Here is an 18744-nt window from a genome sequence, read left to right as displayed (position 1 = left end):
GGCGCCCTCATCCGAGCGAAATCTCCCACAAATTGTGACGCACATCTTGCAGAAAGCCTTTTTCAAACACGCTCTAGTGCTGAGATTTTTGTAAATGATGGAGAACATGTGATGACTGCAACGATTTATACAGATCTGGAGGCAGATGGAATTTCCTTCTTTGCAGATGGCAAAGTGGAGATGGATGTTACAAAGTACGAGCTGAAGTTTTGAGAATTGCCAGTAGATACGAGGAGGATATAAAGTGAAGCAAAGAGAGAAAACAGATAAGATCTTTCAGGATCGTATGGCAAAGAAAACAGATGAATTACGCTGGCTGTACATGGAGCTTTATGGAAATGATTCCATGTTTTTCGAGTTATGCGATCAGCTGCACCGCTTCTATGAAGAACGAAGCAGCACATTGAAGGCACTGGATCAAAAGCGTGAAGCAGATCCGGGCTGGTATAAGAAAAATGACATGCTTGGCATGATGTTTTACATAGACAATTTTGCAGGAAACATGAAAGGTGTGGAAAGCAAGCTTGACTATCTGGAAAAAAACAACGTAAATTACATTCATCTGATGCCGTTTCTGGATACGCCGAAAGGCCGTTCTGATGGCGGTTATGCAGTGGCTGATTTCCGTAAAGTACAGGAAAATCTGGGAACGATGGATGATCTGGAGGCACTTGCCGGTGCCTGCCACAAAAAAGGCATCAGCCTGTGTATGGATTTTGTTATGAACCATACTTCGGAAGACCATGAATGGGCAAAAAAAGCCCGCCAGGGCGACGGGGAATATATGAGCCGTTATTTCTTCTACGACAATTCGTATATTCCATCCCTCTATGAGAAAACAGTGCCTCAGGTATTTCCGACCACAGCTCCGGGTAACTTTACCTGGCTGCCGGAAATCGGGCATTATGTAATGACCACCTTTTACCCCTATCAGTGGGATCTGAACTATGGAAATCCTCGGGTTTTCAATGAGATGATGTATAATTTCCTTTTCCTTGCAAACAAGGGAATTGATGTAATCCGAATTGATGCAGTTCCCTATATCTGGAAAGAGCTGAACACACCATGCCGGAATCTTCCGCAGGTACACACCATTGTGCGTATGATGCGCCTGATCAGCGAGATTGTATGCCCGGGAGTGATTCTTCTTGGAGAAGTAGTTATGGAGCCTGAAAAGGTTGTGCCATACTTTGGAACTGTAGAAAAACCGGAATGCCATATGCTTTACAATGTAACTACAATGGCAACTACATGGCATACCGTTGCCACCAGGGACGTGCGTCTTCTGAAAAAACAGCTTGATATTGTAAATGGTCTGCCGAAGGATTACGTATTCCTGAATTATCTGCGCTGCCACGATGATATTGGCTGGGGACTGGACTATGCCACACTTCAGCAGGAAGGCATTGAAGAACGTTCTCATAAGAAATATCTCAATGACTATTTCCAGGGCTTTGCAGGGGAGAGCAACAGCCGCGGAGTGCTTTACAATGAGGATCCGGTAACTGGAGATGCAAGATTCTGCGGAACCACCGCTTCCATGTGCGGTATTGAGAAGGCGGGATTTGAGAAAAACAAAGCGGCAATGGAAAAAGCAATCCAGCTGGATGTTATGCTTCATGCCTATATGTTCATGCAGTCAGGAATTCCTGTGATCTACAGTGGAGATGAAATCGGACAGGTAAATGATTATTCATACAAAAATGATCCGGACAAAGCACCGGATTCCCGATACATTCACAGAGGGGCTATGAATTGGGATCGCGCAGCCATGAGCGGCAACGCCAGAACTGTGGAGGGTAAATTGAACAAACGTCTGCTCCAGCTGGAAAAAATCCGCAAAACAGAGAAGGCATTTATGACAAATGCGGATACCTGGACTGTGGATACATGGGATAACAGTATTCTCTGCATTGGCCGTTATTATGAAGGGGAGAAAATTTACGGCCTGTTTAACTTTAGTGAATATGATAAGACAGCATGGATTAATGAACGTGATGGAATTTACAAGGATCTGATTACCGGACAGGAGATGGAGGCTGCAGGTGTAAATGTGCCTGCATATGGCTTCTTCTGGCTGAAAAAAATTAACTGATGAAGAAACACCCGGGAACAGAGGATTGTCTCTGTACTCCCGGGTGTTTTTTGTGAACAAAGTTCACAGAAAACATGAGGATTAAGTTTGCGCAGCAAATGCTACTTCTTGTGCTTGTCACAAGAAGGTTCGTCTTTCTGTGCATCGCGAAGCGTGTTACTGGTCGGCGTGAACAGTAAATCATAAACAGTAACAATCTCCACTGGTATATGGTTGACATTGCTTCATAGGACTGTTAAATTATATTTACATATCTTAATATTTTTGAACGGCTTGCTGACAAGAAAGGATAACCATATGATAAAGCGAGACTTAAAAGACAATTTTCAGATATCCATCAGCGGCCAGGACACCTGGTATGACATGAATGTGCCCGGCTCCGCCATGGAGACTTTTTGCAAAGAAGGAATTCTTCCGGATCCATATTATGGAATGAATGAGTACAAATGGACAGAATTCTGGAAAAATGATTTTGATATCAGAAGCACTTTTTCTGTAAGCGCAGAAGAGATTGCCAGCGAAGAGATTCTTCTTACCTTCTACGGAATTGATACTGTAGCAGATGTCTTTTTAAATGGAAAGAAGCTTGGACATACTGAGAACATGCACCGCACCTGGGTCTACCAAGTGAAAGAGCTGGTAAAAGAAGGCGAGAACCTTCTGGAACTCCATATCGCTTCCCCGGTAAAATTTATTGAGGCTTACAAACCGGAGAAAGGAAGAGAGATTCATCTTACCAACACCGGAACTACCCCTGGAAGCCAGTACATCCGTAAAGCACACTCCATGTTTGGCTGGGATTGGGGCCCAAAGCTTCCAGATGCCGGACTTTTCCGCGGTGTGGAGCTTTGCTGCTTTGATACTGCAAGACTGGGCGAATCCCTGATCCGCCAGGAGCATGTGGATGGAGCCGTGACACTTCATATTGGAAGTGAAATTGAGAAAGCAGATGGACAGGTTGTAAAAGCTGGAAATACTGCTATGCAGTCAAATGGAAATTCAGCAGAAAATATTGCCGCAGAGTTGAAAGAAAGTACAGTAGAAAGTGTTGACAGACAGGTTCGGGAAAGCGCAGCTGAAATCTCTGCAGCACAGCCAGAATCTGGCGGAAGCGCACAGCCTGGAGTCAGCGGCTTACAGCTTTTCTACGAACTCCGTGACCCATCCGGTGCTCTCATCTACACTGGCGCCGATTCTGATATAAAAGTAACAAACCCTGCTTTGTGGTGGCCAAACGGCTACGGCAAACAGCCTTTATACACCCTGACGATCCAGCTGAAAGCCGGCGAGACTGTTCTTGATACCAGGGAATACCCCATCGGTCTCCGCACTGTCACGGTATCCCGTGAGGATGACCAGTGGGGCCAGGAATTTGCCATTATGGTAAATGGCGTAAAGATTTTTGCCCGAGGTGCAGATTATATTCCGGATGACTGCTTCTACCCAAGAATTACCAGGGAAATCCTGGAGCGCGATGTAAATGCCTGCGTATTTGCAAACTTTAACTGTCTTCGCGTATGGGGCGGCGGATATTATCCATCCGACGAATTCTACGCTCTCTGCGATGAATACGGAATTCTCCTTTGGGAAGATCTGATGTACGCCTGCAACATTTACGACGTAACACCGGAGTTTGCAGAGAATATTGCAATTGAAGCAAAAGACAATATCCTCCGTTTCCGCAATCATGCCTGCCTTGGCCTGATCTGTGGAAACAATGAGCTGGAATGCGCATGGACAGACTGGAAGGATGTCCAGGGACATGCACCGTCTCTTAAGAGAGACTACCTGTATCAGTTCGAATTCCTCCTTGCAGATGTGGCAAAAGAAAACGCACCAGATGCATTCTACTGGCCGTCTTCCCCGTCATCAGGAGGAAGCTTTGATAATCCATGTGATGAGAACCGCGGCGATTGCCATTACTGGGATGTATGGCATGGTCAGAAACCATTCAGTGAGTACATGAAACACTATTTCCGTTTCTGCTCCGAGTTCGGCTTCCAGTCTCTTCCATCTATCAAGACAGTAGAGACCTTTACCGGGGAGAAAGACCGCAACCTTTTCTCCAGAGTTATGGAGAGCCATCAGAAAAATCCGGCGGCAAACGGTAAGATTCTATATTATTTATCTGAGACCTTCCGTTATCCGAAAGACCTGGAAAGCCTGATCTTTCTAAGCCAGATTCTTCAGGGATACGCCATGAAGGAAGCAACGGAGCATTGGAGAAGAAACCGCGGCAGATGTATGGGAAGTATTTACTGGCAGTTCAATGATAACTGGCCGGTTGCGTCCTGGTCCAGTATGGACTATTACGGAAGATACAAGGCCCTCCATTATATGGCAAAAGGCTTCTGCGACAATGTGGCAGGAAGCATTGAGAAAAAAGAGACTCACATAGGCTTCTGGATTTCAAACGAGACACTTGACCCGGTAACGGTAAAAGCGAAAATCGCGGTGAAAACACTGGACTTCCAGGTGATCGAGGAGCAGGAAGCATTTAAAGAAGTACCTGCACTCAGTGCAGAATGCCTGTTTGAGAAAGAATACAAGGAATTGATCGCAGGTCGTGATGACAGCGTATTCTTTGTTGCCGAATATGAGTATGAACAAAACGGACAGAAGGTTTCCAAGAAAGAATTCGAGACATTTGTCCCAGTCAAATATCTGGAACTGAAAGATCCTGCGTTTAAGGTAACTGAGAATGCAGACGGAAGCGTTTCCATTCAGACAGATACTTTTGTTCCATATTGCATGCTGGAGGGAATCAGCGCGGATACCATCTGGAACGAGAATGTGGTTGCATTTACAGACAAGGAAGCAGTCACACTTGTGCCGGTAGAAAACCAGAAGATTTCCAGAGACGGCGTCCGGATTTACGATATTTATCATACATATCATTAATAAAATGATATGAGTGTCAAACGGTCTTTTGCCACTCATTTGATACCCGGATTGCTACGCAGCTACGCTGCTCCCGCAATCCTCCAAATATTCGAAATCCGCAACAAAACGTCAGATACGTAATTTTTGCTGGTAGACAGAGGTTTGTAGAATTAAGCAAAAGTAAAAATAGAGCGATCACATAAAATGTTACGAGACATAGATCAATCAATCAGGAGAATCGAAACACGCATTTGAAAAATTCTCCCCTACATAATAGAGAAAGGAATTACACCATGGGATTTAATAAAGATTTTATCTGGGGCGGTGCAACCGCTTCCTATCAGGTAGAAGGCGCAGCTTATGAAGACGGAAAAGGCCTGAACATCTGGGATATTTTCTGCAAAGACGGCGGACACATTTATGAGAACCAGACAGGCGATGCAGCCTGCGACCAGTATCACCGCTACAAAGAAGACGTTCAGATCATGAAAGAAATGGGCATGAAAGCATACCGCTTTTCCCTTTCCTGGGCGCGCATCATGCCGGAAGGCACAGGTGCAGTCAATGAAAAAGGTCTGAAATACTACGACAACCTGATCAATGAACTTCTGGACAACGGAATTGAGCCATTTGTTACCTTATATCACTGGGATCTTCCATACGCCCTTCATTTACAGGGCGGCTGGATGAATCCAAATTCTCCATCCTGGTTTTACGAGTATGCAAAAGTAGTGGCAGAGCATTTCTCAGACAGAGTAAAGAATTTCTTCACCATCAATGAGCCGCAGTGCGTAGTTGGTCTTGGATATCAGACCGGTGAGCATGCACCAGGCCTGAAGGTTGGTCCATCCGATTATTTCCGTATCTGGCACAACGTACTGAAAGCCCACGGCCGTGCAGTAGAAGCGCTTCGTGAGTTCAGCAAACAGCCTGTAAAGATCAGTATGGCACCATGTGGAGCCCTTTATGTTCCGGAAACAAACAAGCCGGAAGACATTGAAGCCGCAAGAAAAGCAAACTTCAGTCTCCCGGAGAACTCCATCGGAGCCTGCAGCTGGGACGTTGCTCTTTGCTGTGATCCGGTTTATCTGGGACAGTATCCGGAGGATATTCTGAAAGAATTCGGACAGTTTTTCCCGAAAGTAACAGATGCCGATATGAAGCTGATTTCACAGCCACTTGATTTTTTTGGACAGAACATTTACAATGCCGTAACCGTTCGTGCCGGTGAGGATGGAAAAGCAGTCCGCGCAGCACGTTATGATGGTTTTCCACAGACCGCAATTGGCTGGCCGGTAACTCCGGAGGTTCTGTACTGGGCGCCAAAATTTATGCAGGAGCGTTATAAGAAGCCATTTATGATCACAGAGAATGGCATGGCTTCCCATGACTGGGTAGGTGTGGACGGAAAGGTTCACGACCAGGCCCGCGTAGATTTTATGGCTCGTTATCTTGGCGCTTACAAGCGTGCAGCTGAGGACGGTGTGGATCTGGCAGGATATTTCGCACGGTCCGTAATGGACAATTTCGAGTGGGCATACGGATATTCCCAGAGATTCGGACTTGTTTATACAGACTACAATACACAGAAGCGGATATGGAAGGATTCCGCATATTTCTACAAAAATATTATCGAAACAAACGGAGAAAATCTGTAATTCAGGAGGTTGACCATGGCAAATCAGAGGGGCAGAAAGAAAAGTATAGCAGCAGTTTTTACTGGTTGAAAAAGCAGTAGAAAACATATATAAAAAATAACTAAAAACCTTAAGTGTTTGAGAGGATACACATATGTTTGAGAATAATCTGTGGACGATGGAACCAGTTGGCAGACCGGAGAACACCATCCAGGGTGACAAATATCGTTTTACCCTGCTGACTCCCTGCCTGATCCGAATGGAATACAGGGAAGACGGTAAATTCGAAGACCGTCCTACCCAGGTTGTATGGAACCGTAAATTTAATCCGGTAGACTTCCGTGTGGAAAAGAAGGGGGAAGGCTTCGAGCTTTTTACCGACAGAATGCATGTTACTTATGCCGGCGGACCTTTTACCAAAAACAGTCTGAACTTAAACGCAGTAGGCGGTCAGAACGCCTATGGTGCAGTATGGTATTATGGGGAAAAAGGTGACAATCTTGGCGGAACCGCAAGAACCTTGGATGGGGTAGATGGGGAATGCCAGCTTCAGGAGGGAATTATGTCCAGAAGCGGCTGCTCTCAGATTGATGACAGCCATTCTCTGGTTTTGGATGAAAACGGCTGGACTCAGGTGCGCACAGGAGATGGGGTGGACATTTATGTTTTCGCTTATGGAAATGATTACAAAGAAGCTTTGAATGATTTTTACCGTCTTACCGGCAAAACTCCTATGCTCCCAAGATATGCCCTTGGAAACTGGTGGAGCCGTTATTACGCTTACACAGAAGACAGCTACAAGGCGCTTGTAACCCGATTTGAGAAAGAGAAGATCCCATTTTCTGTTGGTGTTCTGGACATGGACTGGCATCTGGTAGAGGAAGTGGATCCAAAATATGGCAGCGGCTGGACCGGATATACCTGGAACAAAAAGTACTATCCGGATCCAGAGCGTTTTATGAACTGGCTTCATGACCATGGAATGAAAATCTCTGTAAACCTTCATCCGGCTGGTGGAATCCGCGCCTTCGAGGAAGCATATCCGGCTATGGCGAAGGAGCTGGGAGATGTAGATACCGAACACGAAGCCCCCATCGATTTTGACATCACAAGCCGCAAATTCCTGGAAGCATATTTCAAATGTGTGCTTCATCCAGAAGAAAATAAAGGCGTTGATTTCTGGTGGATCGACTGGCAGCAGGGCAATATCACGAAGGTCCCCGGGCTGGATCCTTTGTGGATGCTGAACCACTATCATTACCTGGACAATGCCCGCGATGGAAAACGTCCTCTTACTTTTTCCAGATATGCAGGACCTGGTTCACACAGATATCCGGTAGGCTTCTCCGGTGACAGTATCGTAACCTGGGAGTCCCTGAATTTCCAGCCTTATTTTACCAGCACAGCTTCCAATATTGGATATGGCTGGTGGAGTCACGATATCGGCGGACATATGTTTGGCTATCGTGACAATGAGTTGGCACTTCGCTGGGTACAGCTTGGCGTATTTTCCCCAATTAACCGTCTGCACAGCAGCAAGAATGAGTTTATGGGAAAAGAACCGTGGCAGTTCCCTATGGAGATCGGTGAGGTCATGAAGGAGTTCTTAAGACTCCGTCACCAGATGCTTCCGTATCTGTATACCATGAACCACAGAGCATATAAAGAGAACACGCCTCTGATCCTGCCAATGTACTACACATATCCGGCAGAGCAGGTGGCTTACACAGTGAAGAATGAATATGAGTATGGAACCGCATTTATTGTAGCACCTGTTACGGAGAAATCTGTCCAGGGCGTTGGAAGAGCCAGGACTCATGTATGGCTGCCAGAGGGTACTTACATTGATTTCTTCACAGGTCTGGTATATTCCGGCGACAGAGAGATGGATATGTACCGTGACCTTCATTCCATACCGGTTCTGGCAAAAGCAGGTGCCATTGTGCCGATGACTGAGGAAATATTTGGACAGGAAGCAGACAGAAATCCGGAAACTATGACCATCCGTGTATACGGCGGTGCAGACGGCAGCTTCCAGCTTTACGAAGACGACAACGAGTCCAACGCTTACCTGAAAGACGAGTGCGTTCTCACAGACATGGATCTGAAGTGGAGTACTGGCCGCTTCGTCATCCAAAAGGCAGCAGGCAGGCTGGAACTGATCCCGCAGAAGAGAACCTGGACTGTAGAGTTCTGGGGTGTGAAGGACACCGAGGTTACCGTAGAAGTGGAAGGTACAGAGGTAGAAGCTTTTAAAGAGTACGATGAAGCACTTGGCTGCCTGAAGATAAGTGTTCCGGAAACCTCTGCAACATCTGAAATTATCATTACTCTGGGAGCTCCGGTGCTTCGTGAGAATGATGTGAAAACCCAGGTATTCACTCTTCTCAACCAGGCTGAAATCCCATACATGGAGAAAACAGCCATCATGGAAATTCTGGACAAGAAAATTTCCAATGCCGCCAAACTCACCCAGCTTACCGCAATGCATCCGGAAGAAGGAATTGTGGGAGCAGTGGGAGAGATTCTGACTGCGATAGAATAAGATATAAATAGAATATGAAAGACAGTAAAAAGCCCGGGAGTATTTGCTCCCGGGTGTTTTAATAAGCTGTTATTTAAGAGGGGGGAACAGTCTGCATAGAACATTGAAGTATTTTTCAATCTGTTGAGCGTTTAAAATCAGCAGTAAGTTTCAGGAGGAATCTGTGCAAAGGGAATCACATCGGGCTGTCTGTCAGGGTGATCTGCGATGATCTTCTCCATCCAGACCATATTGTACCAACGCCCGAACTTGTAAGCACATTTGTGAAATTCCCCTACCATGGAATACCCCAGATGCTGATGAAACTGAATGCTGTTATGATTCAGATATTCGTCCTCCACTACAGGACTGGCGATGCAGGCATTCAGGTTGGTCATATTCTGGGCGGAAAGCGCTTTTTCCAGAGAAGCGTAAAGCGCCTTGCCGATTCCGGACTTCCTTTCGGATTCTCTTACATAGATGGAAGTTTCCACAGACCAGGCATAGGCAGCCCGGGCGTGGAGCGGTCCTGCGTAGGCGTAGCCTGCGATTTCGGTACATGCACTGCAGTTCCCTTCATCTTTGCTGCCTGGTGCGGAGCTGTTTATTCCCCGTTCGGCTACAAGATAAGGATAATGCTGTAGTGTGTGTGCAATCCGCTTCCGGAATTCTTCTACAGAGGGAACTTCATATTCGAAGGTAATTGCAGTGTGCTTTACATAAGGTGCATAAATGGAAAGGAGCGCCTCTGCATCCTCTGGGGCTGCCGGGCGGATAGTAACTGGTAATGACATGGCAGGATTCCTCCTTTGTAGTTGCAAACGAAAATTTTAGCTGTATTATAGCACATATGATGAAGTGCAGTCTTATTTTCGTAAATTTCGTTTTAACAGATTTTCAGCATGTTTTCCAGAGCAAACAGCTTATCAGCAGCAAGTAAATCTTCAAACGCATTCAGGTTCAGATCTGAATGCTCCAGCTCTCTGGAGAAGCGGTAACAAATATCTATCTGGTCTTCCAGACAGAACACCCGTCCGTTTTTCAGGTAAGCGCCCATATCCAGCTCATGAATCAGCAGGGTGCAGACCACAGCCATTTTTACCTTGGCGAAAATTTCGCCGTCGTAAACAGCACCGCAGAAATATGTGTAAATCCAATACACAAGCAGCTGCTCTTCTTGAATATTCCAGTCCGGGTAAGCCTTTTCGAAATCGGCACGGTTCTGAGAGTAAACGGAATCGGGGAAGACACCGGAAGACTCTGCGCTGCCATAAAGCGACTGTAAATTTTTCTTCAGAAATTCCTGCCAGCCCGGTCTGAGAACCTCCATTCTGGGAACAACCGCCTTCCACATGGTCTTCAGAAGTTCATCTGGCGCAGCCTTTTTATTCATATGCTTCTGCACCTTGGAGGTAAAGGCTTCGCCATATCCGGAGGCTTTATGGCGCTCCCGGATCTCTTCCCATTTGAAAAGCTGGTTCCGGTCTACACAGCGCTGGAAATCACTGGCTGCAGCCAGTATCTTCCACATACGAAGCCGCATGGGAATCTGCCGGTTCTGCAGCACATCAAGAAAGTATTCCCTGGTATCTTCAAGGGCAGTGAAAAGCATATAGTCAAAATCATCATAAAATTCTTCTGGGGAGGGAACCACCGCTGTCTGGAAGGTTACCTTTTCCCTTTTGCCAAGCAAAATCCTGGCTGCCTCCGGACAGGAAAGAGACAGGGAATATTCCCGCAGACCTTCAAATTCTTCGATGTGCCGCGGATATTTCCGACAGGTATCGCAAAGCATTCGTTTTCCAACCTCGCTGTAGATGTCGCAAAGGCTGTCCTCATTTAAAAATGCACACCGCTTCTCATACTGACGGAAAACCTTCTCCTTCCAGTCAATATCATTATGAAGGCGATTCCGGAAAGTACCCTTCACACGCTTATATTTTTTCAGGCTTTTGTCGTCAATGACGATCTGCCAGCCGGCACAGCAGGTGTCGGGACAGGCACCTGCAATACAGGAAAACTCTTTATAATAATTAGGTCTTGTAATCTCCATAAAAAACCTCCTGGTAACAGTGATCAGTATATTTCAAATACAACTATTGTAACGGTATTTCAAAGCTGTGTAAATCCTCTGGACAAAAAAAGTTATAGATGGTCTGGATAAAAAAAGGTATAGATAGTTGACATTAACGCGACGGACTGTTAAACTCATATAGGTAAAGTTGGGATCGGAAAGAACTTAGGCAGCTATTGACCAGTCCGCGAACGATAGCTTTCTGATACCTGTACTGCGATAATTAAATCTTGACAGTTCTGTTGAAAATTCCAAAACAAATCAAGAATTTCAGACCGAAGAAAAATTCACATGAAACGACAGAAATATCAGGACATGATAGCACCCATATTATAAAAGCTGTCAGCTTAACAGTAAAACGGAAACTGGCGTGGGGGGGGTACCTGCACCAGCAAGGGAAATTATAAAATGAGTGAAGTTATAATTAAACAAAAGATTCTTATAGCGGATGATTCAGAAATGAACCGCGAACTTTTAGCTGCAATTCTGGAAGAGGAATATGAGATCATACAGGTGAACGACGGTGTGCAGGCAGTTGACTACCTTCAGAGGCATGCCGAGGAGATTTCCCTGCTTCTTTTGGATATTGTTATGCCCCACATGGATGGTTTCGAGGTTCTTTCTTATATGAATAAAGAACACTGGATTGATTCTATTCCGGTTGTGATTATTTCGTCAGAAAATTCACCTATTTACATAAAACGTGGGTATGATCTGGGCGCCACTGATTTTATCGGAAAGCCCTTTGATGCAAATATGGTATTACGCTGTTCGGCCAATGCCATACTTCTGGGAGCCAAGCAGCGCCGGATGACCAGTATTGTTTCCAATCAGATTTACGAGAGAGAAAAAAGCAGCAAGCTGATGATCAATATCCTCTCTCATATAGTGGAGTTCCGCAATGGGGAGAGCGGACTTCATGTGCTGCACATTCAGACAATCACAGAAATGCTGCTTCGCCAGTTGGTTCAGAAGGAAAATAACAGATATGCCCTGAGCAAGGAACAGATCCGGATGATTACCACAGCCTCAGCGCTTCATGACATTGGCAAGATCAGTATTCCGGATGAAATCCTGAATAAGCCAGGCAGACTTACAGCCGAAGAATTTGCAGTAATAAAGGGACATTCCATGGCAGGTGCCAATATGCTGTCAGAACTGCCTCTTGACCAGAAGGAGGAGCCTCTTGTCAAGACTGCATACGAGATCTGCCGCTGGCATCATGAACGCTACGATGGAGGCGGATATCCGGATGGATTAAAAGGGGAAGAAATCCCTGTTTCAGCACAGGTTGTGGCGTTAGCTGACGTGTATGACGCATTGACCAGTGAGAGATGCTATAAAGATGCTTATTCTCATGAAAAAGCCATCGAGATGATACTGGCGGGACAGTGTGGTGCATTTAATCCACTGATGCTGGAGTGCCTTCTGGATATTTCTTCTTCCCTGAAGAAAAAAATGGGCTATAAATCCAAGGAAAGGTATGAACAGACAGACCTTTCTGATATTGCCAGCAGATTTCACGATTTTGAGATGGATTCCTCGGAGAAAATTGTGCAGCAGCTGGAATTTGAGAGAATGCGCCATAATTTCCTGGCAGAGGGCAGCAGAAATATTATTTTTACTTATACCATTTCACCGCCGCTACTCACCTTTAACCAGGCTGGCTGCAAACGAAGCGGGATTACAGAACCTTCATTTTCCCCATTGCAGAGCGGTGTGCTGACGGATCTTGTGGAGGAGCAATCCCTGAAACGGCTTATCCGGAAGATTACCCAGGCTACCAGGGAAATGCCGGATGTGACAAGTAATATTTTTCTCAAAGATGGAAAAGGTCCCTGCCATTACCGATGTGAATGCAGGGTGATCTGGGCAGATGGTGACCAAAAAGGCTATACAGGCGTTGTTGGAAAGCTGACAGATATTACAGATGACTATATGGTTATGGAAACTGTCCGGGAGGAAGGCTTGAAAGTCCTGAAAAAAGACCGTAGTGCAGAATTTTCCAGTTTTTATGACCGGTTTAAGAAATGCGGCTTTTCTACAGATGGAACGGAAGCGTGGCTTCTGCTTCAGTATCTGCAGATTTCCTATGATCTGGTCCGGTATGTAGATCCTACAACGAATAAGGTTATCCATATAGAAAAAGATGGAAAAATGTGGGAGAGTGAAACTACCTGCTCAGACATATGGAATTGTCTGGAAAAATGCAGCAACTGTATTTCCAGGCTCAGCATGCAGACCAGGAAGCGTATGACAAAGCTTGAGGTTGCAGGGGATGATCCATATCAGGTGGTATCCATGTATGTGGAGATTGACGGGAAACCCTGCTGTCTGGAAATGGCTTCCAGGATAGATGGTGATTTTATGCCTGATGGGTATTCCAGGGAGGAGATCTTGTCATCTGTAAGGATTCATAAGGAGAAGATTTATATAGATCCGGTAACCGGAGTTTATAATAAACGCTATTATGTGGAGAAGCTGAGCAAGATGGACAATGTAGCAGCTCTTATGTTTGCAGATATTAAGAACTTTAAAAAAATTAACGAGAATTTCGGACATCAGGCTGGAGATGATGTGCTTCGCCAGGTTGCTGGTGTGCTTCGGGATGTTGCAGCTGGCAAAGGCGATGTGCTCAGATATTCCGGAGATGATTTTGTGACAGTATTTTTTAAGGCTGCGGAAGAGGAGCTTTCCGAAATCCAGAAGGAAATGTGCAGAAGAGTAGAGACTCTGAGATTTCCGGAGCTGCCAGGAGTGCAGCTGAAGCTTGTTACTGCCGGTACCAGTATACCGGGCAGGGTAGAGGAAATGCTGGAGCAGGTAAGAATATAAAAAGAAAGTCCCGGCGGGCAAAACCGCTCGGGACTTTTGTCTTTTCTAAGTGTGTTTGATTTTACAAACAGACCCTGGAATGCAACATTTACAGAATATCTCTTCTCTTAATGTATCCAGGAAGTGCCGGATCTGAGACAACCTCCTTCACATGAAGGATTTTGACCATCTTGTCTACTACCTGATTCTCTACATGTACGCCTTCACCGATCTCAGCACCGGAAAGAATCACACTGTTTTTGATCACGGCATCCTTGTGGATAATGCAGCCACGACCGAGAATGGAATTCTCAATGGTTCCCTCCACCTGACAGCCGTTGGAAACGACAGAGTTGCGGATCTGGGCGGTCTCATAATAGTGAGTCGGACAGGAATCATTGGTACGGGTATAAATTGGCCATTCCGGATCGAAAAGTGTCTGTGCAGCCTTAATATCGATCAGATCCATATTGGCATCGTAATAGCTCTGGAAATCTGTGATGGAAGCGAAGAAGCCGCGGTGGGAAACTCCTCTTACATCCAGTTCGTTATGCAGCTCGTTGATAATGTCTGCAAGAGTAAAGGCGGAAGAAATTGCCTTTGCCTTGCGGATCAGCTCGATAAACAGATCCTTCTTCATAATATAGGTGTCCATGAAAATATTGCGGTTCTTGGCATTTCCGTGGTTTGGCTCAATGGAGAGCACACCCTTCTGTTTGTTCAGATTCAGGATATTACAGTTCAGATAAGCATCCTTCGCATTGTCTACTGCGTGATAAAGCAGGGTAATGTCAGCCTCAGACTGGATATGCTGCTCGATCAGCTTGGAAAAATCTGCGGTATAAACCATGTAATCAGGGGTGATTACCACATATGGATGATGCATTTCTTCGATGCATTCCATATTTTCATAATAGGAAGCAATATCGGTGTTATAGATATTGTTTCTCTGGTCGCTGTCAGTGAAAAGAATCTGCAGCCGTCCGCTCTTTGAGTTAATGTTATAATGACGTCCGGTGCCGATATGGGAAACCAGAGTTCTTGGTTTCTCTTTCACGTAGATCTGGATGCGGTCAATGCCGCTGTTGCTCAGGTTGGAAATCGGGAAGTCGACCATACGGTATCTGCCCAGGAATGAGAAAGCTCCGATTGGACGGTAGTCCTCAAGTCCCTCTACACGGATGTTTCTGGATGATGAGTTTACAATTCCAAATGCTTTATACATATTATTCGGCCCCCTTTACTCGTTTCGCGATCAGCTCGATGTGCTCACTGTCAGCACTTCCTACAAGAGCACCCTTGCCGATGTTTACGCCATTGGCAACAAGGGCACGTATTACGACAGCACCATCCTCCACAATAGCACCTGGCATAAGTACACTGTCAATTACCTTTGCACCTGGTCTTACCTTAGCTCCGGTAAAGACTACGGAATTGGTAACCTCGCCTTCAATTACACAGCCCTGGGTTATGTAAGCATTCTGGATCCTGGCTTCTGCACCAATGTACTGCGGAAGTGCGGTTACGTCTTCGGTGTAAATCTTCCAGGTAAGGTCGCTTAAATCCAGCTCATTAGCCGGACTGAGAAGATCCATATTTGCCTCCCAGAGAGAATCTATGGTTCCAACATCCTTCCAGTAGCCCTTGAAGCGGTAAGCGAAAAGACGCTTCTCATCGCCAAGAAGAGTAGGGATGATATCTTTTCCAAAGTCATGGTTGGAATCCGGGTTCTTCATATCTGCAAGAAGCAGCTTGCGAAGAAGCTTCCAGTTAAAAATATAGATACCCATAGAGGCAAGATTGCTCTCAGGTACCGGCGGCTTCTCGACAAATTCGGTGATACGGTCTGTCTCGCCATCTGTGTTCATAATACCGAAACGGCTGGCTTCCTTAAGAGGAACCTCGATAACGGCGATGGTAGCATCGGCCTGTCTCTCTTTATGGAAGGCAAGCATCTTGTCATAATTCATTTTATAAATGTGGTCACCGGAAAGTACCAGAAGGTATTCCGGATCATACTGATCTATAAAATCAATGTTCTGGGAAATCGCGTCGGCTGTTCCGCGATATACGTCGAGTCCGGTGTCTGCTTTCTCACGAGGCGGAAGTACATATACACCGCTGTCCTTGGAATCCAGTCCCCAGCGTCCGCCAGCTGCAACATAACTGTTCAGTTCAACTGACTCATATTGTGTCAGTACGCCTACTACGTCGATGCCACTGTTGGCACAGTTACTGAGGGGGAAATCAATGATACGGTATTTACCGCCGTAGGAAACTGCCGGTTTAGCCACTTTGTTGGTAAGATCGTGAAGACGGCTGCCACGGCCGCCTGCCAGAATCATTGCTAACATACTGTTCTGTTTCATGGTGAACCCTCACTTTCATTTCTTTAAGGCTGCTGTTCACAGAAATGCATCCGTAAACAGGAATGCTTTAAGCTATATTATACAATATTTTTGATAAAAATACAATTTTTTTGTGCAAAAATATTGTAAAATCTAGATAAAATTTAGCTAAATATTTACTGGTAATTCTGTAGACTTTTCACAGCTTCAATGTCTTCCGGCTGTACTTTCAGGTTGGAAGTGAAAGTTCTGCCATCTGGTGTGGTGATCTGAACCTCGATCACGGTTCCCTCGGAAATGCCGGCCTGCTGCACGGCTGAAATAAATTGTGGGAATTTCGGGTGACGCCTTGTAAAAGCGCCCCACAGGTTCTTAAGTTCAAGTAATTTCATGGGGTTAATTGCCATTTTTTTATCCTTCCTATCAGGCGCCAGAGTGTGTTTGGTAAATCATTCCTGCAAGCTGTCTCTATAACCGATAAAGTCCAATTCTTTACTGCTTTAATTTGCAGATGTGCGCTTGATGCCTAAAGTATACCAGAAAAAAATCTGCACTGCAATGAAGGGCTCAAATATTCACATATTTAGCGAAAGTTCACAAAAGCGACTTTACATGCTATAGGAAACATTGTTATAATAGACGAAAGCCAAAAGCTGATTTTGGATAAAAAAGAGCGTAAGAACAGATGAAGTGCGATATGAAGGAGAAAGAAAAAATATCAAAGTTTTGCAGCAAGAGGTGTGAAGATGGAAGAAAAAAAGAGGTATAATCTTGGAGTCCTCATCGGAGGAGTGCATACCTATTTTCCCAAAGAGCATATCAAGGGGATTTCTGAGGCGGCGGCAGAGCTGGATGTAAATGTCTGTTTTTTTCTGGGAACCCGGACTAAGGACTTTTTCGAAGATGTCCTGGGCAGCAAACAGAAAAATTCCTATGACTATCAATTTAATACTATACATGACTACAGCCTGATCGGCGGACTGGATGGTCTGATCATTAATTATGGAACACTGGGAATCCAGCTACGGGAGGATGATCCCAACAAATTTGCCCAGAAATATAATGGAATCACCACGGTTTTTCTTACAGAAGTCGTGGATGTGTCCAATTGTCACTCCCTGATCTGCGATAACAAAGATGGTATCGCGATGGTCATTTCCCATCTGGTGGAAGAGCATCATCTGTCCAGAATCCTGTTCGTGGCAGGACCGGAGCATAACACAGATGCCATTGAGCGTAAGGAAGCTTATCTGGAAACCATGAAGAAATACGGGCTTCCTGTAACCCCTGGAATGATTGCCCAGGGGGATTATTCAGAGTTTGTGGACAAACAGGTGGAACGCCTTCTGGATAGCAACCCGGATGCCCAGGCCATTGTATTTGCCAACGATGAGATGGCTTTTGCCGGCTATCGTGTCTGCGAGAAGCGTGGGCTTGTGGTTGGCAAGGATATTATGATTACCGGATTTGATGACTGCGAGCGTGCATCCGGGATGGAACCGCCCCTTACTACAGTTCAGCAGGACGGAGAACTTATGGGTAAAATGGCAGTCTACGATCTGGTGAACCGCCTGGATGGAAAAGATCCCGGAAAAGAAGCGGTATCCAGACGCGTGCCGGTTTCTCTTGTAAAAAGAGAGTCCTGCGGCTGTGTGTCAGAGGATGTTTCGAAGAAAGAGACACCCGTGGGACTTGGCGCCCAGGTGCACAGGTTGAATAAGACCATTACCGGAATGAAGCTGGAGCTGATCAGTTTTCAGAGGAAATCCTGGTTTATTCCGGTTCTTGCCCGGGATTTAAACGACTGCATGGATGACGAGCAGGCTTTTCTGAAGGAAATTATGGAGAAAATGCGGGAGCTTCATACAAGATGTACTCATCTTTTTCTTCTGGATGAACCGATTGTTTACGATGGCAAACGGAAGTGGACCTGCCCTTATAACCTTCATCTTGCTGCCAGCTATGAGAATGGCAGGATCATTACCAAGGCGGCTTACGAAAGACCTCTGGTCATGAAGGAAAACGGAATCTGTGATCTGATGGAGGATGAAGAGCGCCATCAGTTTATGGTCTTTCTTCTCTTTTCCGGGGAGAAGCAGTATGGACTTCTGGCCTGTGACATTGACCAGGAGGATTTCCCGTTCTTCTATGTGATCAGCCTGCAGATTGGTTTGTCCCTGCATTATCTGGAGATCAGCAAGGCAGAGGCGGCCAGACGGCTGGAGATGTCCAGGGATATGGAAGAGATTAAGGAGAAAAACCGGGTTCTTGGTATTATTTCCGAGTATGATGAGCTGACCGGGCTTCTGAATCTGCGCGGGTTTATGGAGCACACCAAGCGGGTTTGCCAGGCTGGGAATGGCCAGAGG

At 45.7% G+C, this 18744-nt stretch carries 12 protein-coding genes; 7 read left to right on the top strand and 5 right to left on the bottom strand.

All coding sequences use genetic code 11. The features are described 5' to 3' along the window. The 5 genes from AB5642_RS17510 to AB5642_RS17490 form a co-directional block, all read left to right on the top strand. Window positions 1–213, top strand: a 213-nt coding sequence (locus AB5642_RS17510; protein WP_368371796.1) for a DUF6783 domain-containing protein, incomplete at its 5' end; no start/stop codon positions are given. Window positions 214–286: 73 nt separating this feature from the next. Beyond that, window positions 287–2095, top strand: coding sequence for an amylosucrase (locus AB5642_RS17505; protein WP_173716134.1), 1809 nt, complete (start codon window positions 287–289; stop codon window positions 2093–2095). Between the two features lie 297 nt (window positions 2096–2392). Then, window positions 2393–4996 carry a glycoside hydrolase family 2 protein gene (locus AB5642_RS17500; RefSeq protein ID WP_173772807.1) on the top strand — a complete coding sequence of 868 codons (2604 nt, stop codon included), beginning with the start codon at window positions 2393–2395 and terminating at the stop codon, window positions 4994–4996. A gap of 275 nt (window positions 4997–5271) precedes the next feature. Then, window positions 5272–6636 (top strand): GH1 family beta-glucosidase, encoded by a 1365-nt coding sequence (locus tag AB5642_RS17495; RefSeq protein WP_368371795.1) that lies wholly within the window; start codon window positions 5272–5274, stop codon window positions 6634–6636. 133 nt (window positions 6637–6769) lie between these two features. Further along, complete coding sequence (locus tag AB5642_RS17490; RefSeq protein WP_368371794.1) at window positions 6770–9160, top strand: TIM-barrel domain-containing protein; 2391 nt, start codon at window positions 6770–6772, stop codon at window positions 9158–9160. Between the two features lie 137 nt (window positions 9161–9297). Here AB5642_RS17490 and AB5642_RS17485 read toward each other — a convergent pair whose 3' ends face one another. Continuing rightward, entirely contained in the window at window positions 9298–9933 is a 636-nt protein-coding gene (locus AB5642_RS17485) for an N-acetyltransferase family protein (protein WP_368371793.1), read from the bottom strand. 92 nt (window positions 9934–10025) lie between these two features. Further along, entirely contained in the window at window positions 10026–11192 is a 1167-nt protein-coding gene (gene fliB / locus AB5642_RS17480; RefSeq protein ID WP_368371792.1) for a flagellin lysine-N-methylase, read from the bottom strand. 429 nt (window positions 11193–11621) lie between these two features. Between fliB and AB5642_RS17475 the strand changes: the two genes are divergently transcribed. Then, window positions 11622–14048 carry an HD domain-containing phosphohydrolase gene (locus AB5642_RS17475; protein ID WP_368371791.1) on the top strand — a complete coding sequence of 809 codons (2427 nt, stop codon included), beginning with the start codon at window positions 11622–11624 and terminating at the stop codon, window positions 14046–14048. An 88-nt stretch (window positions 14049–14136) separates the two neighbouring features. Here AB5642_RS17475 and glgD read toward each other — a convergent pair whose 3' ends face one another. The 3 genes from glgD to AB5642_RS17460 form a co-directional block, all read right to left on the bottom strand. Continuing rightward, the gene (gene glgD, locus AB5642_RS17470; RefSeq protein ID WP_294671616.1) at window positions 14137–15252 is read right to left on the bottom strand and encodes a glucose-1-phosphate adenylyltransferase subunit GlgD; all 1116 of its coding nucleotides are present in this window, start codon (window positions 15250–15252) and stop codon (window positions 14137–14139) included. A gap of 1 nt (window position 15253) precedes the next feature. Further along, entirely contained in the window at window positions 15254–16396 is a 1143-nt protein-coding gene (locus tag AB5642_RS17465) for a glucose-1-phosphate adenylyltransferase (RefSeq protein ID WP_368371790.1), read from the bottom strand. A gap of 155 nt (window positions 16397–16551) precedes the next feature. Continuing rightward, window positions 16552–16782: a hypothetical protein gene (locus AB5642_RS17460; RefSeq protein WP_368371789.1), complete on the bottom strand. Its 231-nt coding sequence runs from the start codon at window positions 16780–16782 to the stop codon at window positions 16552–16554. 339 nt (window positions 16783–17121) lie between these two features. Between AB5642_RS17460 and AB5642_RS17455 the strand changes: the two genes are divergently transcribed. Next, window positions 17122–18744: substrate-binding domain-containing protein (locus tag AB5642_RS17455; protein WP_368371788.1), on the top strand; the 1623-nt coding region annotated here is incomplete at its 3' end.

Origin of the sequence: Ruminococcus sp. 1001136sp1_2201st1_G3_2201SCRN_220225, from assembly GCF_040924365.1 — a bacterium.
Taxonomy (GTDB): Bacteria; Bacillota; Clostridia; order Lachnospirales; family Lachnospiraceae; genus Blautia_A; species Blautia_A faecis.
The sequence above is the reverse complement of the archived record's forward strand: the minus strand, read 5'-3'. Positions and strand labels throughout refer to the sequence as shown.